Annotated in this window: 18 protein-coding genes, 1 tRNA gene and 1 pseudogene; 8 read left to right on the top strand and 12 right to left on the bottom strand. The window is 73.3% G+C overall.

Annotated elements, in window-relative coordinates; all coding sequences use genetic code 11:
* Positions 1-168: 168 nt before the first annotated feature.
* Positions 169-1,968, bottom strand: coding sequence for an alpha/beta hydrolase (locus ACIBR0_RS25725; protein ID WP_396719812.1), 1,800 nt, complete (start codon positions 1,966-1,968; stop codon positions 169-171).
* A gap of 234 nt (positions 1,969-2,202) precedes the next feature.
* On the opposite strand from ACIBR0_RS25725, the gene ACIBR0_RS25720 reads away from it, so the two are divergent.
* A complete protein-coding gene (locus ACIBR0_RS25720; protein WP_396719811.1) occupies positions 2,203-2,511 on the top strand; it encodes a hypothetical protein in 309 nt (102 codons plus the stop codon).
* A gap of 28 nt (positions 2,512-2,539) precedes the next feature.
* Here the strand turns inward: ACIBR0_RS25720 and ACIBR0_RS25715 are convergent, their stop codons facing one another.
* From ACIBR0_RS25715 to ACIBR0_RS25685, 7 genes and pseudogenes are all read right to left on the bottom strand, one after another.
* On the bottom strand, positions 2,540-4,003 hold the full coding sequence (locus ACIBR0_RS25715) for a serine/threonine-protein kinase (protein ID WP_396719820.1): 1,464 nt from the start codon (positions 4,001-4,003) through the stop codon (positions 2,540-2,542).
* Positions 4,004-4,151: 148 nt separating this feature from the next.
* Positions 4,152-4,610 (bottom strand): annotated as a pseudogene (locus tag ACIBR0_RS25710) (hypothetical protein); the annotation flags it as partial.
* A 271-nt stretch (positions 4,611-4,881) separates the two neighbouring features.
* Positions 4,882-8,448 carry an adenylate/guanylate cyclase domain-containing protein gene (locus ACIBR0_RS25705; RefSeq protein ID WP_396719809.1) on the bottom strand — a complete coding sequence of 1,189 codons (3,567 nt, stop codon included), beginning with the start codon at positions 8,446-8,448 and terminating at the stop codon, positions 4,882-4,884.
* Positions 8,445-9,269 carry an MBL fold metallo-hydrolase gene (locus ACIBR0_RS25700; RefSeq protein WP_396719807.1) on the bottom strand — a complete coding sequence of 275 codons (825 nt, stop codon included), beginning with the start codon at positions 9,267-9,269 and terminating at the stop codon, positions 8,445-8,447. Before ACIBR0_RS25700 ends, ACIBR0_RS25705 begins: the two co-directional genes overlap by 4 nt.
* Positions 9,270-9,387: 118 nt before the next feature.
* Positions 9,388-9,849 (bottom strand): RidA family protein, encoded by a 462-nt coding sequence (locus tag ACIBR0_RS25695; RefSeq protein WP_396719805.1) that lies wholly within the window; start codon positions 9,847-9,849, stop codon positions 9,388-9,390.
* An 84-nt stretch (positions 9,850-9,933) separates the two neighbouring features.
* Complete coding sequence (locus ACIBR0_RS25690; RefSeq protein ID WP_357028658.1) at positions 9,934-10,089, bottom strand: DUF4177 domain-containing protein; 156 nt, start codon at positions 10,087-10,089, stop codon at positions 9,934-9,936.
* Positions 10,090-10,135: 46 nt separating this feature from the next.
* Complete coding sequence (locus tag ACIBR0_RS25685; protein WP_396719818.1) at positions 10,136-10,618, bottom strand: hypothetical protein; 483 nt, start codon at positions 10,616-10,618, stop codon at positions 10,136-10,138.
* A 315-nt stretch (positions 10,619-10,933) separates the two neighbouring features.
* Here ACIBR0_RS25685 and ACIBR0_RS25680 point away from each other — a divergent pair, with 315 nt between their 5' ends.
* The 3 genes from ACIBR0_RS25680 to ACIBR0_RS25670 are packed head-to-tail and all read left to right on the top strand — an operon-like array spanning position 10,934 to position 13,758.
* Entirely contained in the window at positions 10,934-11,545 is a 612-nt protein-coding gene (locus ACIBR0_RS25680; RefSeq protein WP_396719803.1) for a hypothetical protein, read from the top strand.
* 26 nt (positions 11,546-11,571) lie between these two features.
* A complete protein-coding gene (locus ACIBR0_RS25675; protein ID WP_396719801.1) occupies positions 11,572-12,549 on the top strand; it encodes an ArsA-related P-loop ATPase in 978 nt (325 codons plus the stop codon).
* Positions 12,550-12,603: 54 nt separating this feature from the next.
* The gene (locus tag ACIBR0_RS25670) at positions 12,604-13,758 is read left to right on the top strand and encodes an ArsA-related P-loop ATPase (protein WP_357028667.1); all 1,155 of its coding nucleotides are present in this window, start codon (positions 12,604-12,606) and stop codon (positions 13,756-13,758) included.
* Between the two features lie 6 nt (positions 13,759-13,764).
* Here the strand turns inward: ACIBR0_RS25670 and ACIBR0_RS25665 are convergent, their stop codons facing one another.
* Positions 13,765-14,088 carry a WhiB family transcriptional regulator gene (locus ACIBR0_RS25665; protein ID WP_357028670.1) on the bottom strand — a complete coding sequence of 108 codons (324 nt, stop codon included), beginning with the start codon at positions 14,086-14,088 and terminating at the stop codon, positions 13,765-13,767.
* Positions 14,089-14,491: 403 nt separating this feature from the next.
* Between ACIBR0_RS25665 and ACIBR0_RS25660 the strand changes: the two genes are divergently transcribed.
* On the top strand, positions 14,492-16,933 hold the full coding sequence (locus tag ACIBR0_RS25660; RefSeq protein WP_396719798.1) for a penicillin-binding protein: 2,442 nt from the start codon (positions 14,492-14,494) through the stop codon (positions 16,931-16,933).
* An 87-nt stretch (positions 16,934-17,020) separates the two neighbouring features.
* Here the strand turns inward: ACIBR0_RS25660 and ACIBR0_RS25655 are convergent, their stop codons facing one another.
* Positions 17,021-17,476 (bottom strand): GatB/YqeY domain-containing protein, encoded by a 456-nt coding sequence (locus ACIBR0_RS25655; RefSeq protein WP_396719796.1) that lies wholly within the window; start codon positions 17,474-17,476, stop codon positions 17,021-17,023.
* A gap of 25 nt (positions 17,477-17,501) precedes the next feature.
* Between ACIBR0_RS25655 and ACIBR0_RS25650 the strand changes: the two genes are divergently transcribed.
* The 3 genes from ACIBR0_RS25650 (at position 17,502) to ACIBR0_RS25640 (ending at position 19,601) form a co-directional block, all read left to right on the top strand.
* A complete protein-coding gene (locus ACIBR0_RS25650) occupies positions 17,502-18,395 on the top strand; it encodes a metallophosphoesterase (protein WP_357028678.1) in 894 nt (297 codons plus the stop codon).
* Positions 18,396-18,460: 65 nt separating this feature from the next.
* A tRNA-Pro gene (locus ACIBR0_RS25645) sits at positions 18,461-18,537 on the top strand.
* A 188-nt stretch (positions 18,538-18,725) separates the two neighbouring features.
* On the top strand, positions 18,726-19,601 hold the full coding sequence (locus ACIBR0_RS25640) for a hypothetical protein (RefSeq protein WP_396719793.1): 876 nt from the start codon (positions 18,726-18,728) through the stop codon (positions 19,599-19,601).
* Positions 19,602-19,641: 40 nt separating this feature from the next.
* Here the strand turns inward: ACIBR0_RS25640 and ACIBR0_RS25635 are convergent, their stop codons facing one another.
* Both ACIBR0_RS25635 and ACIBR0_RS25630 read right to left on the bottom strand, forming a co-directional pair.
* Entirely contained in the window at positions 19,642-20,535 is an 894-nt protein-coding gene (locus ACIBR0_RS25635) for an alpha/beta hydrolase family esterase (protein WP_396719791.1), read from the bottom strand.
* 95 nt (positions 20,536-20,630) lie between these two features.
* Positions 20,631-21,104 (bottom strand): hypothetical protein, encoded by a 474-nt coding sequence (locus ACIBR0_RS25630; protein WP_396719789.1) that lies wholly within the window; start codon positions 21,102-21,104, stop codon positions 20,631-20,633.
* Between the last annotated feature and the right edge of the window lie 41 nt (positions 21,105-21,145).

The raw sequence follows: 21,145 nt of genomic DNA, 5'->3' as shown, positions 1-21,145 counted from the left end.
CGCGCGATCATCGGCCAACAGGTCTCGGTCACAAGCGCCCGAACCACCCTGACCCGCCTCCTAACCCACCTCCCCACCCCCACCCCCACCGGCGTGGGGGGGGGGGGGGGGGGGGGGGGGGGGGGGGGGGGGGGCCCCCCCCCCCCCCCCCCCCCCACCCCGGCGTCCTCAGCGGACGGTCAGCGTGCCCACCGCCGGCAGCGGCGCGACCACCGGCGGGAGCCGCTTCGGCTCACCCCGGCCCGGCGCGTCCTGCGCGACGCGGGCGCTCTTCGACGCGTCCGCCCGCTCGGTGGCCACCGGCACCTCCGGCAGCGGCGCGAACGGCTGGATGTCACCGACGCAGACCGTGCCCTTCGCGGGCAGCGTACGCCGCAGCAGGTACGCGTCGACCGCTCCGGTGACGCACTCCGACGTCCGGTACGCGGTGTGCCCCCAGCTGTCGCTGCTCAGCAGGCGGCTGTTCGGCAGGAGCTTCGCCGCGCCGACCGCGCCCCGGTAGTTGGTGGCCGGGTCCCAGTAGTTGCCCACCACCAGCACCGGTGAGCTGGTGCGCCGGTTCCACGGGCCGGTGTACCGGTCCTCGTCGCGGACCGTCCAGGTGTCCCGGGCACAGGGCGACGTGCCCCAGGCCCAGAGCCGCCCGAAGTACGGGTCCCGCCGGTCGGCCTTCGCCGCGAGCGCGGGGAACGACGCGGCGCCCTTCGGGTGGTACGCGTCGGTGCAGTCCACCCCGAGGAACGTCTCCAGGCCGTTCTCGTACGGGAAGTCGTAGCCACGCTGCTGGCGGGCCTCCGCGGCGAGCCGGATGATCGCGGCGCGGGCCTCGGTCCGGGCCGCCGCGGACGACGCCGGGTCGGTGAGGGCCAGCAGTTCGGCGGTGAGGCCGACGACCTGCTCATAGCCGTACGGACCGTAGAGCGCCCCGAGCGTGGAGGCGACGAAGTCGGCGTAGGTGACGGTGAACGGGCCGAAGTCCGGATCGTCGATCACGGCCGGCTTGGGCCGCAGCCGCGTCGCCACCAGGTCGAACGAGGCGACCGGGTCACCGGCGGCCAGGGAGCACAGCTCCTCGCCGGCCTTCTCGCACCGCACCAGGATCTCCCGCAGCGCCGCGTACGCCCCCTGCGCGCTGCGCAGCCGGTCCTCCTGCGAGCGGCTGTCGCCCTTGCGGCCGACCCACGCGGTCGGGTCGAGGACGCCGTCGATCACCAGCGCGCGCACCCGGTCGGGGAACATGTTGGCGTAGTACTGCCCGAGTGCGCTGCCGTAGCTGAAGCCCAGGTAGGTGAGCTTCTCGTCGCCGACGGCGCGGCGCAGCACGTCCATGTCGCGGGCGACCTCGGCCGTGGACATCGCTCCGGTGAGCGGACGACCGGTCGTGGAGCAGCCGCGGCTGACCGCCTTCGACGAGGCGACGTACGCCTTCTCCTCCGCCTTCGTCCACGGGAACGCCACGTTCAGCCCGGCGTACGCCTTCGCCTGCTCCTTGACCGACGGGAAGCACTTCACCTGTTCGCTCGCGCCGACGCCACGCGGGTCGACACCGACCACGTCGAACCGGTCGAGCACCTCGTCGCCGAGGAAGTACGGCGCGGCGAGGGCGATGTCGGTGCCCGACCCGCCCGGTCCACCCGGGTTGAGGAAGAGGCTGCCGATCTTGTTCTTCTGGTCGCGGGCCTTGACGCGCAGCAGCGCGACCTCGGTCGTCGCGCCCTTGGGGTTGTCGTAGTCGAGCGGCAGCCGCACGGTGGCGCACTCGGCGTCGCCGTAGCAGGCGTACCAGTCCAGAGTGGGCGTGGGCACCCGGTCGACGCGGCGCGCCTCGACGGGACTGGTCCGGTCCGGGACGACCGGGCGACCCCACCCGGAGGGGTCGGGGGCGGCGGTGGCGGGTGCGACCGCCAGACCGGCGAGGAGAACGCCGGCGATTCCTGCTGCGGCCAGGGACCGGGTTGGTCGTGGCATGTGGACGCCTTCCGGTGGACGACGGGATTCGTCGAGGCGACGCTCGACCCCCGTCACTCTAGAGATCGCGGGCAATGAATGTCGCGTGGAGAAGAGCCGCATCTCCGACAAAACGTCAACGGATGTAACGTTTTCTTCACAAGCGACGCTTACTCATATCCGGTTCGGCGGTTCGGCCGTCTCTTGCCACCGTCCACGGTTGACAGGCGGGCCGGCATCGCCATGCTGGTACGGGTGAGGTTACTGAGGCCCGGCGCAGGACAGGTGGCGGTCGTCGCGGCGTTGGCGGCGACGGCGCTTCTGGTGACGCTGCTGGTGTGGCACCGGCAGGACTTCCTCGGCGTGGTTCTCGCGCTGGTGGCCGTGCTGCTGGCCGCCGTGGCGGGAGTGGCCGGCGCCGCGCACCGGGACCGGCGCGCCGCGCTGCCGCCGACCACGCCCAGCCTGCCCGCGCCCGACGGGCTCTACGGCATCGATGCCGACACCCTGGAGACACTCGACAACCGGGAGGCGCTGCGCGCGGTGCGGGAGCGACACCGCTGACGGTGACGGCCCGGTCGGCCGCCGGGAGTCAGCTGGCGGTGAGGGTCGGTGTGACGAGCCCGTCCACGCCCCGCCCGGCCAGGCAGCGGTACGTCCGGTCGGTGTCCACGCCGCTCGGCGGCAGCACCTCCAGGTTCCACCCGTTGGTGTACGTGATGCCGCTGGTGAGACGGAAGGTGCTCGGGCTGCACACCCGGCGCACCACCGGATCGGCGCTGACCTCGTCGTAACCGGCACCGACCAGGCCCACCGGGAGCTCACCCTCCGCGTAGCTCTCCCACGTGTGCTCGCGCACGCAGGACACCCGCTCCGCGCTGGCCCGCGCGCCCCGCACCTGCATCGGCCCGAAGCACTCCAGCTCGTCCGCACAACCGGCGCCGGACGGCAGCTGGGCCGTCCCCGCACAGGCCGGCCGCAGCCCGCTGGTCGCCGCCACGCCGGCCGTCGGCGTCGGCATCGGGTCGGACGGCCCGTCGGCGAGCAGCGCACCGGCGCCGACCGCGGCGGCCAGGGCGACCATCCCGGCCCCGCCGAGGAACCAGCGCCGTCGCCACCGCCGGTCGGAAGTGGGCACGGTCGGGTGCGGGTCCTCCAGCGGCGGACGAGGCGCGGGCCGCGTGGACTGGCGGCCGTCGTACGGGTCCGCCGGGCCGGAACTCCGAACCGGTCGGTGCGGCGCCGACACGGCCCGGTCCTCCGCGTCGTGATGGAGGCTCAGACCGGCCAGCAGGTTGCGCAGTTCGGTGGCGTCGGGCCGCTCCCCCGGGTCGTTGGACATGCCCGCACGCAGCACGTCGACCAGTGCCTCCGGCACGCCGGGCAGGCCGGGCACCGGCTGGTGGAACATCTCCAGCACGGTCACCAGGCTCGGGTTGCGCTCGGAGCGCCAGCGGGGCGGACGGCCGTGCATCACCGCGTAGAGCGTGGCGCACAGGGCGTACACGTCGACCGCCGGTGACGGCGGGCTGTGGTTGAACATCTCCGGCGGCGCGTACGCCGGGGTGAGCACCTCCAGCGCGACCGAGGAGTCGCGCATCTCGGCGAGCACGGCCAGCCCGAAGTCGGCCAGCACCGCCGGGTTGAAGTGGGAGTAGAGGATGTTGGCCGGCTTCACGTCCCGGTGCAGCACCCCGGCCGCGTGCGAGTGGGCGATCGCGTCGGCGATCTTCACCCCGAGGTCCCGGGCCTCCGCCGGGCCGAGCGGCGAGGTGCGCATCCGTTCGGCGTACGACCCGTCGCACAGCTCCATGATCAGGTACGGGTGCTGGTCGACGGTGACCCCGACGTCGAAGAGGTCGACCACGTGCGGGTGGGAGGACATCGTCCCGGCGGCACGCGCCTCCCGCAGGAAGCGGGCCTGGTCGCGCTCGCTGTCGAGCGTGCGGTTCTCCACCTTGACCGCCACCTCGCGCCCGACCGAGATCTGCGTGGCCTTGTAGATCGTGGCGTACCCACCTCGGGCAAACACTCTCAGATCAGTCAGACCGGGCACGATGGGCATCGGCAGGCCGCCGGACGGGGTGTCGGTCACAGCTTCGAAAATACCCAACGGGACCGGTCGCTCAGCGAGCCGCACCCGGTGCGGGGGCGTCTACGGGCCCCGTACCGGATCCGGCGTCCCCGGCATCGGCATCCACGTCCACGGCATCGGCCCTTCCCGATCGCGCGGCGGTCCCGGCGTCGCCGGTCGGCGTGCCCGCGGCCCGGCGGGCGTCCCACCAGAGGCCGGCGGCGGTCGCCAGCGCGCCCAGCCCCTCCCAGGCCGCCACCCCGAAGAACCGGTCCGGTGCCACGTCGGAGAGCACCGCGATGGTGAAGACGGTGAACGTGACCAGCCGGAACCAGACGGTGAACCGGTAGAAGGGACGCCACTCGGTGGCGGTCGCGAGCAGGTAGTAGACGCCCATGTTGAAGGAGGCCATCGAGGAGGCCGTCAGGAAGGTGCCGGTGTAGTCACCGGCCGCGCGGCTCACCGGCACCTCGAACCCGAGCAGTCGCAGCAGCGCCTCGGGCCAGACCAGCCCGACGGCGCCCATCAGCAGCGCCAGCAGGCCGAAGACGGCGACCGTCCAGCCGGCACCGGAACGCGGCAGCCTCATCACGGCCCTCCCCTGACCCCGGCGGTCGACACAGTGGACCGCACCCCGGACCTGACACGCTAGCGGTCACCTCCGACGAGCCGCATCCCCGAAACCGCCAGACCTGCCCCGCCACCCACCCACCCACTCACCCGACCGCGGCCCGCAGTTTCAGGGAAAGAGTGGTCATTCCACCCCGGATAACCACTCTTTCTCTGAAACTGCCGGGCGGAGGGCGACGAGGGTGCGGAGGGCGACGAGGGCGACGAGGGCGCGGAGGGGGCGGGAGGGGTCAGCCGGGGGTCAGGCGGGCGCGGAGGGCGTCGGCGGCGCGACGCTCGCTGCGCTGCTCGGTGGCGTACGCCAGGCGGACCGCCTCCTCGGCGCTGGCCAACGCCTCCTCCGGTCGGCCGCAGGCGGCCAGCGCCTCGGCCAGGACGCTGGCGGCGATGACCTGACTGCGAACGTCCTCGGCCGGGGCGTCGACCGCCCGCCGGGCCCAGTCCAGCGCCTGCTCGCGCTGGCCGTGGGCGAGCAGGGCGGAGGCGTACCGGGCCATCGTCTGCCGGCGGGAGAAGAGCAGCGACGGCGAGTTGGCGGCGGCGGTGGCGACCGGGGCCAGCAGCCCGACGGCGGTCGCCGAGTCACCCGCGGCCAACCGGGCGGTGGCCAGCAGCACGCGGGGACCCACCTGGGCGGGTGCCTGCGGGTTGTGCGGTTCCACCGCGGTCAGCACGGCACGGGCGGCCTGTTCGGCCGTCTCGCAGTCCCCCATGTCCAGGGCCACGAAGCCGCGCAGCGTGCCGGCCATCCCGGTGAGCAGCGGGTGGGAGGTGCGCTCGGCGTACGACATGGCGTCGGTGAGCAGATCGGCGGCGTGCTCGGGCTCGCCCAGCCCGCGTGCCACCACCCCGCGTACGACCAGCGCGAACCCGCGCCCCCAGTCGTCGGAGGCGGCGGCGAACTCCCGGTACGCGCGCCGGGCACGCCGGTCCGCCTCGGCCAGTTCGCCCAGTTCCGCCGTGGCGAACGCCTCGACCGCGCGCAGGGTGCCCACCGCCCAGGCCTCGCCGACCCGTTCCCCGAAGGGCAGGAAGACCTGCGCCATCCGGCAGGCCTCGCGGAGCCGGCCGGCGAGCAGCCGCGCGAACGCGGTGGTGCCGCGCAACCACGCCCGCCCGTACGGGTCCTTCAACTCGGCGAAGAGCCGGGCGGCCCGGCCGAGCACCGCGTCGGTGCCGGCGAAGTCGCCCCGGGTGGTGGTGACCCAGGCCAGGTTCTGCAACGACCACGCCTGGCCCCGCCGGTCCTGCACCTGGACGCTGACCTGGTACGACGCGGCGAGCCGGCTGCTCGCCTTCCCGAGCCGTCCGGCGATGAAGTCGGCCATGCCGAGCCGGCGCATCGCCGAGGCGCGCAGCGTGGGCAGGTCTCCGGCGGTCGCCACCTGGAGGGCCTCCTGCCAGCAGGAGACCGCGCGGGCCTGATCTCCCATCGTCTGGTGGGCCTGACCGGCGAGCAGGAGCGCGCTGGCCCGGGTGGCGGCCTCGTCACCGGCGTTCGCGGCGATCTTCTCGGCGAAGGCGAGCGCGTCGGCCGGACGGCCGACCTGGAGCAGGGCCCGGGCGTGCACCACCCGGTCCGCCGCCGGCACGGCGCCCCGGGCGAGTTCGGCGGCGCGCTCGGCGTACTCGACGGCCAGTGCCGGCTCGCCAGCCTGGAGCGACCGGCGGGCGGAGCGGCCGAGAGCGCCGACCCCGAGCGGGACGACCGCCCGGGCCGGTGTGTCCGGCCGCAGCCCGACGGCGTCGGCCAGGGCCGCGGCCCGTTCGACGTGGGCGGCGACGAAGTCGTCCCGGGCCGGCTCGGTGAAGCCACCGACCGCGGCGGACCCGGTGGGCGGGTCGGCGGCCCAGCGGGCCAGAGCGGCGTGCCGTTCGGCCAGCTCGGCCTTGCTGACCCCGGCGTACGCGGCCTCCCGCATGAGCGGTGTGGCGAAGGCGAATCCGGTGCGGGTGCGATGCAGCATCCGGCGCTGCAGCAGCTCCTCGACGGCCCGCTCCAGCTCGACGGCGGCCACCGCGGCAGGGCGGCTGTCCCGGCCGGTGCGCTGGTCGCGCAGCGCCTCCAGGGCACCGTCCGGCACGGTGTCGCCGACCACGGCCGCGTCCCGAAGCACCGAGCGCGCGCCGTTGGGCAGCGCGTCGATACGCGCGGCGAGCACCGCGGCCAGGTCCCGGGAGAGCAGACGGCTGCCCAGCGAGCCCGGCACGAGCCGCCATCCGTTGCCGCTGCCCGCGGTGAGCGCGCCCCGCTCCATGAGCAGCGTGACCAGCTCGGCGAGGTAGAAGGGGTTGCCCTGGGCGGTGGCGAGCAGCCGGTCGGCGTCGGCCTGCGGCAGTTTGCCGCCGCTCAGGTAGCTGGTGAGCAGCCGGGACGCGTCGGCACCGCGCAGTGGTGGCAGGGCGTGCACCTCGGCGTCCGCCACCCGGGTCAGCGCGCCGGCGGTGCGCACCAGCTCGGGCCGGCCGAGCAGCAGCACCAGCACCGGCCCGGACAGGCGGGACAGGGTCAACCCGAGTGCACGGATCGTCTCCGGCGTGGCGTCGTGCAGGTCGTCGACGACGATCACCAGGGGCGCCTCCCCCGCAAGGGCGCTGAGCAGGTCGGCGACCGCGTTGGGTACGGCCTCGGCGTCGGCGGCCGGCTGGGCGGTGCTCCACTCGCCCTGGTCGGTGGGGCCTCCGTTGGGCAGTTCGGCGTACCCCAGCAGGGCCAGCAGCTGGTCGGTGGCGATCGCGGCGGGGGCACCGGCCCGGCCGAGCCGCTGCCCGAGGCGGCGCAGCCGCTCCTCGACGGCGGGCCGGGTGAGCGCGGTGGCCGCGTCGCCGGGGAGGCCGGTGGCCGCGCGCACCAGGTCGGCCAGCGGCGCGAGTCGGCGCCGCTCCCCGAAGGCGGCGCAGCGGACGGAGAGCACCCGGGCGCCGGTGTGCGCGGCGTACCGACCGGCACCGACGTCGTAACCGGCGGCCAGGCGTTCCACCTCGGCGGCGAACCGGGACTTGCCGATACCGGCCTCGGCGGTCATCAGCAGCACCCGGGGTTCACCCCGGTCGATCACCTCGGCCAGCCGGCCGGCGACCCGGCCGATCTCGGTCTCGCGGCCCACGTACGGTGCCTCGTCGCCCAGGCCCGACCGGGTGCCCGGCGCGTCCAGGAGACCCAGCAGCTCGTACGCCTCGACGGGTTCGCGCTTGCCCTTGAGCCGCAGCGGGCGCAGCGCCCGCCAGGAGGCGACGTGCCGGGTGGCGGCGGAGGTCCGCGCTCCGGCGTAGACCGCTCCCACGGCGGCGGCGTCGGCCAGCCGGGCGGCGGTGTTGACCGTGTCGCCGATGACCGTGTACTCGATGGCGGCCTGGATGCCGGCGATCACGTCGCCGGTGTTCAACCCGACGCGCAGGCCGAGCGGCGCACCGCCGCCCCGCTCGTCGTCGAGGACCCGGCGGACGGCCCGCTGCATGGAGAGCGCGGCACGGACGGCCCGTTCGGCGTCGTCCTCGTGCGCGACCGGCGCACCGAAGACAGCCATGATCCCGTCGCCGGTCAGCTTGTCCACGTGCCCGCCGAAGGTCTTCACCGCCCCGGCCAGCGCGGCGAGGACCCGGTCGGTCACCGCGCCGACCCGTTCCGGGTCGAGGTCCTCCGACCAGGAGGTGAAGTCCGACAGGTCGCCGAAGAGCACGGTGACCACCCGGCGCTCGGCCGCCGGCAACGTCGCGGCGGCCGGCAGCGCGGCCCCGCAGTTGTGGCAGAACCGGGCGCCGGGGACGGCGACGGTTCCGCACACCGGGCAGGTCACGCTTGCTCCAACCCCGGGTCACCGTCGTGGGATTCCCGGCCCAGGTATTCCAGTTGGGCCCGGACCGACCACTCCGCCGCCCACCAGAGCGAACGGTCCACATCCGCGTAGACGACCGCGACCACCTCGGCCGCGGTGGTCGCCCCCGCGTCGAGCGCCGCCCGGACCTGGTCCAGGCGCGCCCGCCGGTGGGCGAGGTAGAAGTCCGCGGCGGCACCGCAGTCGGCCAGCGCCGGGCCGTGGCCCGGCAGGGCCGGGACGCCGGCGTACGTCGAGAGCAGTTCCAGGCTGCCGAGGTAGTCCCCGAGGTGGCCGTCCGGGTGGGCGACGACGGTGGTGCCCCGGCCGAGGATGGTGTCGCCGGTGAGGACCACCCGCTCGCCGCGGTGCTCGACGAGGAAGCAGACCGAGTCGCCGGTGTGCCCCGGGGTCGGGACCAGCCGCAGGTCGAGGCCGGGAGCCTGGGGTGGCGCGCCGACGCCGAGGGGGTCGGCGGCGAGGGTGTGCGTCGGATGGGCGGCGCGGACGGGCACACCGCCGAGCAGGTCGTGCAGGCGGGTCGAGCCCTCGGTGTGGTCCGGGTGCCCGTGGGTGATCAGGACCAGACCGACCGGCCCCTGCGCGGCGATGGCCGCCAGGTGCGCCTCGTCGGCCGGCCCGGGGTCGACCACGACGGCGTGCTCCGCGCCGGGTGCCCGCAGCACCCAGGTGTTGGTGCCGTCGAGCGTCATCGGTCCCGGGTTCGGTGCCCGCAGCAACGAAACCCAGTCCGGAAGCCCGTCGGCGAGGGCCGCCGCCGGGGCCGTCACATGCCCGCCCATGGCTGCGATCGTACGGCCCCGTCCGCAACCCCCCGCGATCTTGCACGTCCAGTCGCCGGTTCCTACCCGTTCAGGGGCTTCGTCCCGGCAGAACGTGCAAGATCGCGGGAACGGAGGGTTACGCGACCTCGACGATGACCTCTACCTCGACGGGGGCGTCCAGGGGCAGTTCGGCTACGCCCACCGCGCTTCTCGCGTGGCGGCCGGCCTCGCCGAAGACGGCCCCGAACAGGTCCGAGGCGCCGTTGATCACGCCGGGCTGGCCGGTGAAGCCGGGGGCGCTCGCCACGAAGCCGGTCAGCTTGACGATCTTGACGACGTTCTCCAGGCCGACCAGCGAGTCGACGGCCGCCAGCGCGTTCAGCGCGCACCGCTGCGCCAGGTCCTTGGCCTGGTCGGCGGAGACACCGGCACCCACCTTGCCGGTGGCCAGCAGCTTCCCCTCCACGATCGGCAGCTGACCCGAGACGTACACGTGCTGCCCGGACTGCACGGCCGGCACGTAGCTGGCCACCGGCGGCACCACCTCGGGCAGCGCGAAGCCGAGCTCGGCGAGCTTCGCGTGCGGTCCGTTGCTCATGCCGCCGCCTCGCTTCGCTCCCCGGCGCCCTGGGACACCGACGCGCTGAGCCTGATGATTCGCTCGCTGCGCTCGCTCATGCCCCTAGCCCTTCGGGCGCTTCAGGTAGGCGACGAGCTGCTCCGGGTTCGGCCCGGGAATCACGGAGACCAGCTCCCAGCCGTCCTCGCCCCAGTTGTCGAGGATCTGCTTGGTCGCGTGGACCAGCAGCGGGACCGTGGCGTATTCCCACTTCTGCATCGGTGGAGGGCTCCCTTGGGTGGAGGTGACTCTTTCCTCCGACAGCCTACGGTCCGGTCGACGGTGGGGGCGCGGGACGCTGTTCCGGGGCGACCGGGGGTTCTCCGCAGGGCCCGCCGTGCTCGAACGGCTGGGGGCAGCGGGACCGGTCGGGCAGCAGCAGGTCGCAGAAGACCCGGTGCCGGTTGTTCTGGTCGTCGGCGGTGGACACGGTCGTATCCCCGGCGTCCAACTCGCCCAGGAAGCTCAACGACGTCGCCACGGTGCCGGCCAGGGCGGTGGCCGCGGCCAGGTTGGCGACCCGGATCGGCAGGTGGATGACGTAACCGGGGCCCTCGTCGTCCCGGCCGCGCTCCCCACGCCGGTCCAGCACGTGCAGGACGTCCACCGGCTCGGCGAGCCGCCGGTAGGACCGCTCGTTGACCGGCAGGCCGGCGGACGCGCCGTCCCCGCCGGCACCGGTACCGGACCGGCGACCCCACTCGGCCGCCGGAGCCTGGGGTCGGGGGATGTTGTTCGCGTCGCGCATGCCGCTGCCTCCGGGCGTCGTACCTTCACTCATCGCCGTCGGGTCCGGCCTCCGCCGGCCCGTCCCCCCACCCGAGCGACGGTAGGTCCGGGCCCGGAGTCCCGCCAACAGGACGCGCACGGCGAGTGACCAGAAGTCACATATGCGACACAGTCCTGGTAAGGAAGGCGACCGCGGATCGGCCCCTGCCGGTGCCGTGTCCGTCCGCCGGACCGGCCCCCTCCACGGGACGGATAGACCGCTACCCTTCCGGTCGGAACGGGCGCTCACGGCTCGACCCACCTCGTCGCCGACGTCGCACCCAGTGGGGGAGAGATGACCGAACCACCCAGCGGCGGCCCGACCGGATCACCGGCCGGCCAGCCGGGCAACCCGATCCCACCCGGCACCGGCGCAGCCGTGCCGCCCGTGCCACGGCAGGACCCGTCCGCGATCCCGCCGCCCCCGGCCCCCTACCCGCCCTACCAGGATCGCCAGCCGCCGAAGCGGAAGCGTGGCGTGGTCATCGCGTCCGTCGCGCTGGCGGTCATCCTGCTGCTCTGCGCCGGTGGCGGTGTCGTCACGTTCCTGACCCTCCGCAACGCCGAGGAGGGCGAGGGAGCCAAGGAACCCGCCGTCGCGGTGGAGCAGTTCCTCACCGCCGTCTACAAGGACCGCGACGCCGCCAGGGCGACCAAGCTGGTCTGCGCCGACTCCCGCGACGACGAGAAGATCGCCGCGAAGGTCGCCGAGGTGGAGAAGTACGTCTCCAGCAACCAGAACCCCCGGTTCCGGTGGAGCAACCCGAAGGTCGACAACCAGACCGGCGACCGCGCCACGGTCTCCACCCGGCTCACCGTGACCACCGCCGACGAGAAGATCGCCGACCAGCCGCTGCGGTTCACCGTGGTGAAGAAGACGGGTTGGTGGGTCTGCGAGGTGGCCTGACCCCCTCCGCTGGATAGGCTCGACGGGTGCGAGCAGCTGAGCGGCCCATCGATCCGGCCGGTACCGAGTGGCCGGCCCGCCTCCACGTGGTCACCGGCAAGGGAGGCACCGGCAAGACCAGCGTGGCCGCGGCCCTGGCCCTGGCGCTGGCCGCCGGTGGTCGGCGCACGCTGCTGGTGGAGGTCGAGGGGCGTCAGGGCATCGCCCAGCTCTTCGGCACCGACCCGCTGCCGTACGAGGAGCGGCACCTGACCGACGCGCCCGGCGGAGGCGAGGTGCGGGCCCTGGCGGTGGACGCCGAGCAGGCCCTGCTGGAGTACCTCGACATGTTCTACAAGCTCGGCGCCGCCGGTCGGGCGCTGCGCAAGCTGGGCGCGATCGACTTCGCCACCACCATCGCCCCGGGGCTGCGGGACGTGCTGCTCACCGGCAAGGTGAAGGAAGCGACCACCCGCACCTCCGGCCAGCGGCGGGCGTACGACGCGGTGGTGCTGGACGCGCCGCCGACCGGGCGGATCGGCCGCTTCCTGAACGTCACCGCCGAGACGGCCCGGCTGGCCAAGGTGGGGCCGATCAAGACGCAGAGCGAGGGGGTCTCCGCGCTGCTGCGCTCCCCGATGACGGCGGTGCACGTGGTCACCCTGCTGGAAGAGATGCCGGTCCAGGAGACGGTCGACGCGATCGCCGAACTGACCTCGCTCGGTTTCGGAGTGGGCCGGGTCATCGTGAACGGCACCCGTCCACCGCTCCCCGCCGGCCGCGTGGTGGGGCCCGCCGAGCTGCGCGAGGGCCTGCTCGCGGCCGGGCTGCCGGCCGACGAGCGCACCGTCGCGGGGCTCGCCTCCGAGGCCCGCGACCAGGCGGTCCGCCGGGAACTGGAGGACTCGCTCCGCACCGACCTGGAGGAGCTGGGCCTGCCCCTGACCGAGCTGCCGCTGCTGCCCGACGGGGTGGACCGGGAGGGTCTGGACCGGCTGGCGGAGATCCTCGTCCGGGCCGATTGACTCACACCTGCCGTCGGCACGGGCGCGCGGACCCGACCGGCCCGATACGCTCGATTGGTGCCTTCCGAGAACGTGGCGCCGCCGCCGCTGGACGTCGACCGGATCCTCGCCGATCCCGGCGTACGGATCGTGGTGTGCTGCGGGGCGGGCGGGGTGGGCAAAACGACCACGGCCGCCGCGCTCGCACTGCGGGCCGCCGAGCAGCACGGCCGGCGGACGGTGGTGCTCACGATCGACCCGGCCCGCCGCCTGGCGCAGTCGCTCGGGCTGACCGAGCTGGACAACACGCCACGCCAGGTCAAGGGCATCGACGTCGAGGACAGCGGCGGTGAGCTGCACGCCATGATGCTGGACATGAAGCGCACCTTCGACGACGTGGTGCTCCAGCACACCGACCCGGCGAAGGCGGCGGAGATCTTCGCCAACCCGTTCTACCAGGCCATGAGCTCCACCTTCGCCGGCACGCAGGAATACATGGCGATGGAGAAGCTGGGCCAGTTGCACGCGCGGGGTGAGTGGGACCTGATCGTGGTGGACACCCCGCCGTCCCGGTCGGCACTGGACTTCCTCGACGCACCGGCACGGCTGTCCCGGTTCCTCGACGGGCGGATGCTGCGGCTGCTGCTGGCGCCGGCCCGCACCGGCGGCCGGAGCATGTTCAGCCTGGTGACCGCCTCGTTCGGCATGTTCTCCAAGGTCGTCCAGAAGGTGCTCGGCGCCCAACTGCTGACTGACCTGTCCGGTTTCGTCGCCGCGCTCGACTCGATGTTCGGCGGCTTCCGGCAGCGCGCGGAGCAGACGTACCGCATCCTCCAGGCGCGGGAGACGGCGTTCCTGCTGGTCGCGGCGCCGGAGCCGGACGCGGTCCGGGAGGCCGCCTACTTCGCCGGCCGGTTGGGCGAGGAGAAGATGCCGCTGGCGGGCCTGGTGCTCAACCGGGTGCACCGGCCGGCGGTGCCGGACCTGGGGCCGGCGGAGAGCCTGGCCGCCGCGGAGCGGCTGGCCGAGGCCGGGGGCCACGAGGGCACCGTCGACGTGCTGCGCGCCCATGCCGCCCTGGCCCAGCTGGCGGTACGCGAGCAGCACGTGGCCACGCGGTTCACCGAGGCCTTCCCGGCCGTGCCGACGGTGTCGGTGACGGCGCAGCCCGCCGACGTCCACGACGTCGACGGGCTGCGAACGATCGGTACGGCGATCAGCCGACCGTGACCGGCGTCAGCCGGCGGTGGTGACCAGGATCTTGTCCTTGCCGCCGGCCTTGTCCTTGGCGTTCTTCTTCATCGCGGCCTCGAACATCTTGCGCCAGCTCGTCACCTGCGGGTGACGGCGCAGGAGCGCCCGCCGTTCCCGCTCGGTCATGCCGCCCCACACACCGAACTCGATCCGGTTGTCCAACGCGTCGGCCAGGCACTCGTACCGAACGGGGCAGCTACGGCAGATCCGCTTCGCCACGTTCTGTTCGGCGCCCTGTACGAACAACGCGTCCGGGTCCCCGTTCTGACATGCCGCCAGCGACGGCCAGTCAGTGATCATGCCCATGTGTACACGTCCCCCCTTGCAGTACTACCGACCCCGTCGCGGACCAGCCGGCAATTCCCCCCGGTCGCCCTGCCTGCCTTCCCCAAGGCGGCACGGACGACATGTGGCGCTTTCGCCGCCACCATCATGCTCTGTAGTCGCCTGATTACGCAACGTTGTCGGCTAAATCCATCATTCCGGACACTCCCGGCTTCCCGGGCCGTCGCCCCCCGCTTACCCGGCCGGGGTGAGTGAAAACGCTGCGCGTCCACCCCGGGACGGGGGAGACTCGGTGCCGCATCCACGCAACCTCGGACCGGGGGTCGTGCGTTTAGCACAACGAGGTCGGCGCGCGCAGGAAATGGGGAAAAGACGCCCCAGCGCCCCTCATTCCCTGCTCGCGTACTCTGTCGAGGTGACCTGGATGCGGAAACGTGACCACAATGTGCTGACCAACGCCGCATCGCTGCTCATCTGTGGCCTGCTGGCCGGCGTGGTGGTCGCGGCGGCGGCCTTCCCCGCAGTGGCGATGTCCGGCCTAGCCGCCAAGGCGGGTGCCGAGACGTTCGGCGCGCTGCCGAAGGAGCTGACCGTCGCCCGCGCGCCGCAGATCAGCTACCTGCTGGCCTCTGACGGCAAGACACCGCTGGCGACGATGTACGACGAGAACCGCCGCGACGTCAAGCTCAAGGACATCGCCCCGATCATGCAGAAGGCGATCATCGCGGCGGAGGACCACGACTTCTACAAGCACAACGGCGTCGACCTCAACGGCGTCGCCCGTGCCTTCGTCAACAACAGCGCCGGCGCCGACCGGCAGGGCGCCTCCACGCTCACCATGCAGTACGTCCGGCTCGCCATCGCGTACTCGGCGACCCACCCGGCCGACGTGGTCGCGGCCACCGAGGACACCAGCGCCCGCAAGCTGCGCGAGATGCGCTACGCCATCCAGATCGACAAGGAGCTCTCCAAGGACGAGATCCTGGAGCGCTACCTGAACATCGCCGCCTTCGGCAACGGCGCGTACGGCATCTACGCCGCCAGCCAGGTCTACTTCAACAAGAAGCCGAAGGACCTCAAGATCGAGGAAGCAGCCATGCTCGCCGGCATGGTGAAGGCCCCCAGCGCGTTCGACCCGACCACCAAGTTCGGCTACCCGCAGGCGGTGGACCGGCGCAACTACGTCATCGACAACATGGTCAAGACCGGCGCCATCACCAGGGAGCAGGCCGACGCGGCCAAGAAGGTCAAGCTGAAGGTGGAGGACAAGCGGACCCCGAACGGCTGCGTCCAGGCCACCGAGAAGTGGGGCTTCTTCTGCGACTACTTCTACCGCTGGTGGATGTCTCAGGAGACCTTCGGTTCGACCTCGTACGACCGGGAGCGGCGGCTCAAGAGCGGCGGCTACACCGTCGTCACGACCCTCGACGTGCAGGCCCAGCGGGGCGCCGACGCGGCGGTCCGGCGCGCCAAGAGCGAGAGCGCCAAGGAAGCCGCCATGGTGGCGGTGGTGGAGCCCGGCACCGGCCGGGTCCGCGCGCTCTCGGTCAACCGCACCTTCAAGCTCGACGACCCGAAGAACCCGAAGAACAAGCCGCACAGTGACCCCGCGCGGCGCAAGAAGAACAAGGACGCCCGCGGCAACTACCCGGCCACGGTCAACCCGCTGCTGACCGGAGGCGACGGGATCACCGGCTACCAGGCCGGCTCGACCTTCAAGATCTTCACGATCGTCGCGGCGCTGGAGAAGGGCATCCCGCTCAGCTTCACGTACAACGCTCCGCAGCAGTTCAGGTCGGAGTACATCATCGAGAAGGGCAGCCCCGCCGCCTGCAAGGGGACGAACCTCTACTGCCCGACCAACTCCGGCCTGAAGCCCGGCGGCGTACACACCATGTGGAGCGCCTTCGCCCAGTCGATCAACACCTACTTCGTCCCCCTGCAGCAGCAGGTCGGCGCGGAGAACGTGGTGGACGTGGCGAAGCGGCTCGGCATCCAGTTCCGGGAGCGCCAGGACGCGAAGTTCGCCAACGACAAGGAGGCCGCGCACGACTGGGGCGCGTTCACCCTGGGCGTCTCCTCGGCCACCCCGTTGGAGCTGGCCAACGCCTACGCCACCCTCGCCGCCGACGGCACGTACTGCGACCCGATCCCGGTGCAGGAGATCCGCGACCCGGAGGGCAAGAAGCTCGACATCGCCAACCCCACCTGTGAGAAGCGGGTCAGCACCGAGGTCGCCCGCGCGGCCGTGGACGCCGCCCGCTGCCCGGTCGGCGACAACTCCTCGACCAGCAAGTGCGGCGGCAGCCGCACCGCTGCCGCGGTGAAGCAGGCGGTCAAGGCTCCGGTCGCCGGCAAGTCCGGCACCACCGACTCCGAGAAGACCGCCTCCCTGGTCGCCATGACCAAGCAGTACGCGGTCGCCGGCATCATGGCCGACCCGGACTGGCCGCAGACCACCGTGAAGATGAAGCACAGCCCGAAGGACGGCATCAACCCGCCCGTCTACGAGACGCTCCGCGACGCCATGAAGGGCAAGGAGCGGATCAACTTCACGCCGCCGGGCAGGAAGATCTCCGAGGGTGACCAGCGCTCCATCCCGGGGGTCAAGTGCCTGCCGGTCGAGACCGCGAAGAACCGGATCGAGGGCGCCGGCTTCGACGCGGTGGTCTCCGACGTGAGGGTCGCCTCGAGCTGCCCGGCGGGCACCGCCGCCGGCACCAACCCGGACGGCCGGACCATCAAGGGTGGCGTGGTGACCATCCAGCTCAGTCAGGGCGGCGGCGCGGAGCCGGGCACCGACCCGAGCCGGCCGGGTAGCCAGCCCACCAACCCGGGCCGTCCGCCAGGGCGCCCCGGCGGCTGAGTCGATCCGTGACGTGACGAACGGGCGGGCACCCCACCACGGGGTGCCCGCCCGTTCCGCGTACGGCGGACGGTGGGACGGGAACGGTCAGAGGCCGAGCTGCCGGCGTACCTCGGCGGCGACCCGACCGCCCTCGGCCTGGCCGGCCACCGCGGCCTGGGCCGCCTTCATGGCCGGGCCCATCTGCGCCTTGCCGGTGAAGCCGCCGGCGGCCAGCGCCCCCGCGACCAGCTCCGCCAACTCGTCGTCGGAGAGCTGCTTCGGCAGGTAGCGCTCCAGCACCTCGCCCTCGGCGGTCTCCTTGGTGGCCTGCTCGGTGCGGCCGGCGTCGGCGAAGGCGGTCGCGGCCTCGCGCCGCTTCTTGGCCTCCTTGGTCAGCACCGAGAGCACCTCGTCGTCGGTGAGCTCGCGCTTGGCCTTGCCGGCGACCTCGGCGTTGCCGACGGCCGCGAGGGCCATCCGCAGGGTGGAGGTGGTCAGCTCGTCGCGCGCCTTGAGGGCGGCGCGCATGTCGGCGGTGAGGCGGTCCTTCAGCGTGCTCATGGACGGTCAAACTACCCTGAACGCCATGCGAAAGCGCACACTATTCCGGCTCGCGGCCTCGACCGCCGCGGTCGGCGCGGCCACCCTGGCGTACGCGTCCCTCGTCGAGCGCAACATGTTCACCCTGCGGCGGTACGACGTGCCGGTGCTGCCGGCCGACGCCGAGCCGCTGCGCGTCCTGCACTTGTCGGACCTGCACATGATGCCGGACCAGCGGCGCAAGCAGGACTGGGTGGCGTCGCTGGCCGCCCTCGACCCCGACCTGGTGGTGGTGACCGGCGACAACATGGCCCACCCCGCCGCCGTCGCAGGGGTGCTGCGCGCCCTGCAACCCCTGCTCGACCATCCCGGTGCCTTCGTGTTCGGCTCGAACGACTACACCGGGCCGGTGTGGAAGAACCCGTTCACCTACTTCCTTCCCGACCGGGAGTACACCGAGGGCGTCGCGCTGCCGTTCGAGGAGCTGCGCGAGGTCTTCACCGGCGCCGGCTGGGCCGACCTGAACAACGCCCGCACCACGCTGAAGGCCGGCGGCCGGCTCGTCGAGCTGGCCGGCGTCGACGACCCGCACATCGAGCGGGACGACTACTCGTCCGTGGAAGGGCCGGTGTCCCCCTCCGCCGACCTGTCGATCGCGCTCAGCCACTCCCCCGAGCCGGCCGTGCTCGACCGGATGGCCGCCGACGGATTCGGCCTGATGCTGGCCGGTCACACCCACGGGGGCCAGGTGTGCGTGCCGGGCGTCGGGGCGCTGGTGACCAACTGCGGGTTGCCCCGCTCGATGGCGCGGGGCCTGCACCGCTGGCCCGGCTCGGACTCCTGGCTGCACGTCTCCGCCGGCCTGGGCACCCACCCGACGGCACCGGTCCGGTTCGCCTGCCCGCCCGAGGCAAGCGTGCTGACGTTGATCCCGCGCTGACGCGGGCGACGGGGGTACCGAGTTTGACCCTCGGACCCGGTGGGCTACTATTTGTCGGCACGCCTCGGGGTGTGGCGCAGCTTGGTAGCGCGCTTCGTTCGGGACGAAGAGGTCGTCGGTTCGAATCCGGCCACCCCGACCAGAGGTAACAGCAGGTCAAGGCCCCTCCACGGAGGGGCCTTGATGCGTTGTCGGATCGTGGAGATCGCCCCGGTCCCCCAGGTCGTACGGCCTGGCCCAGGTCGACATGCGGGGCATCGGCGGATGCTACGGGGAACCGTCCGCCCACCGGTGCCCGTCCAACCCACTGCTGACGCCTTTGGAGGACACATGCGACGCGGACGGTACGCCCTCGGGATCGTGGCGCTGACGATGCTGCTGACCGCCTGCGCGGGCGGGGAGCCGGCGCCTCCGTCGCAGACGCTTCCGCTCGCGACTCCGGTCGCCACCGTGGAGCCGACGGATCTGGTCGGCTCCTGGGCGGTGACCGGCACGGGCGTCGAGGCGGGCACGGTCCTGCGGCTCGGAGATCGGGAGCTGGTCCTGTTCCGCGACTGCGACGCGTCCCTCGGAGACTGGGCGGCGCATCCGGGCGGCCTGTTCGTCGCCGACCTGCACGGACTGACGAACCTCGGTGACGACCGGTGCGGGCCGGCGGGATCGCCCGCGCTGCCCGACTGGTTGGCGCGCGCGGACCGGTTCGAGGTGGATGGCGTGGTCCGCGTACTCCTGGATCGCGCGGGCGTGGAGGTGGCCCGGCTGTCACCCGGTGCCCGGCCGAGCGTCCCGCCCAACATGGATCCCGCACGAGGCACACCCCCGGCGGTGACCGACGAGACGCGGGCCTGGTTGGCGTCACCCGCGCCGCTGCCGTCGGCGCTCGCGCCGGTGGCCCGGAACGCGCTGACCGGCCGGTGGCTGCCGCTGGTCGAGCCGGGCCGCGTACGCGAGGCTCCGCACGTCGTCCTGGCCGACGACGGCACGTGGCGGGGGTCGGACGGCTGCAACAACCTGCGCGGGCGGTGGACGACCGGACCCGACGGCGCCCTGGTGGCCACCGCCGCGCCCCAGACACTGATCGGGTGCGACGGCACGCCACTCGCGACGTGGCTCGGCTACGCCCGGCGGGCCGGCCTGGACGACGACGTGCTGGTGCTGGTCAACGTGAAGGGCACGGAGATCGGTCGGCTGCGCCGCGACGGCTGATCCTCGCGGCCTCGCCGCTCGCCGGCGGCCGGTCCGGCGCTCAGGCCGGCCGTCGAGGATGTGCGACGAAGAAGTCCCAGATCAGGTCCGTCGCGACGATCGCGGTGTCCGGTGCGCCCAGCCCCACCTCGGCGCCGCCCGGCCACCGGTGCCCCATCCCGTTGACGGTGTAGCCGACGACCTCGGCACCGCCGGGGCAGGTAGAGACCACCCGGTTGACGGTCTTCGCCCGGTCCACCCACGTCGCCGGTCGCTCCACGCAGCCGTACTCCCGCCGCCACTGGCCCAGGCGGATCTCCAGCGCGTCGGCCGTGCGGTCGTCGGCGCCGATGAACGACACGACCGACACCGACCGGGCCGGCCGCTGCGCCGCGGCCGAGGCCGGCTGGCCGCCGATGAGCCCGCCGCTGACCGGGGCGACCGCCGCGAACAGGTCGGGCGCCTCCATCGCCAGTCGGTACGTCATCGCCGCCCCGGCCGACATGCCCGTGGCGTAGACCCGGTCCGGGTCGACGTCCCACGTCCGGATCAGGTGCTCCACCATCGTCCGGACGAAGCCGACGTCCTCGTTGCCTCCGCAGCAGGGGTACGCGACCAGGAACCCCTCCCGGTCCGCCTTGGCGTCCAGCCGGGTCACCGCCCGCATCATCGCCGCGTCGGCCCCCCGGTAGTGGATCGCCACCACCAGCGGTGTCTTCTGTCCCGGCCGGTAGCTGGGCGGCGCGTGCAGCTCGTACGCGCCGGTCCGTCCCTCGATCGTCAGGCGGTGGTCACCCGGGGCCGGCTTCTCCGGCGCGACCGGTCGGCTCGGGCTCGCCGTGGCGGCCCCGCCGTCCCGGCGGGGCGAGTCGTCCCCGCCGCAGGCGGCGGCGCCGAGCAGGAGGGTCAGCGCGGCGGCCACCGCCGCGCATCTGGCTGTCGTCGTGGATCCCATCGGTCTCCCCCGTGGTCGGTTTTCGGCAACCTAACGCCGACCCGGGCAGGTCCGCTGCCCCACTCGGCAACGATCGGGGAACGGATCCACTGTGCTCAGTCGTGCAGCTCCGTGCGGTGGATCTCGGCGAACGCCGACGTCAGGTGCGCCTCGAACGGCCGGCCGGTTGCCGTGAGGAGGTCGGCGACGAGCAGCGGCCCGTGCGCGGCGACCGCCGCCGGACCGGGCGGCGCCTCGTCGGCCTCCGGGTCGTACAGGCCGAGGGAACCGGCGAGCAGCACCAGCACCACGTGCGGGTCGACGTCCGCCCGCCACCGCGCCGCCCCGCGCACGCACCGTTCCAGCACCGCGCGCACGTCGTCGCCGGCCAGCCCGTCGGGGTGTCCGACCTCCAGCAGCGACCGGACCACCGCGCCGAGGACCAACCCCGACCGGTCGGCCGTCGCGAGCCGGCCCACCGCCACGTCGTACGCCTCGATGTCCTGCTCCCGGGCGGCGGTGACGGCGTCGGTGGCGGCCACCGCGATCTCACGGGCGGGTGCGGGCAGGTGTCGCCAGGTCGTGCTCACCGGGCCAGCATGGCAGACCGGACCGACGCGGAAACGAAGGC

This window comes from Micromonospora sp. NPDC049497 (assembly GCF_044465805.1).
GTDB lineage: Bacteria > Actinomycetota > Actinomycetes > Mycobacteriales > Micromonosporaceae > Micromonospora.
This window is presented reverse-complemented; position numbering and strand designations above follow the sequence as displayed.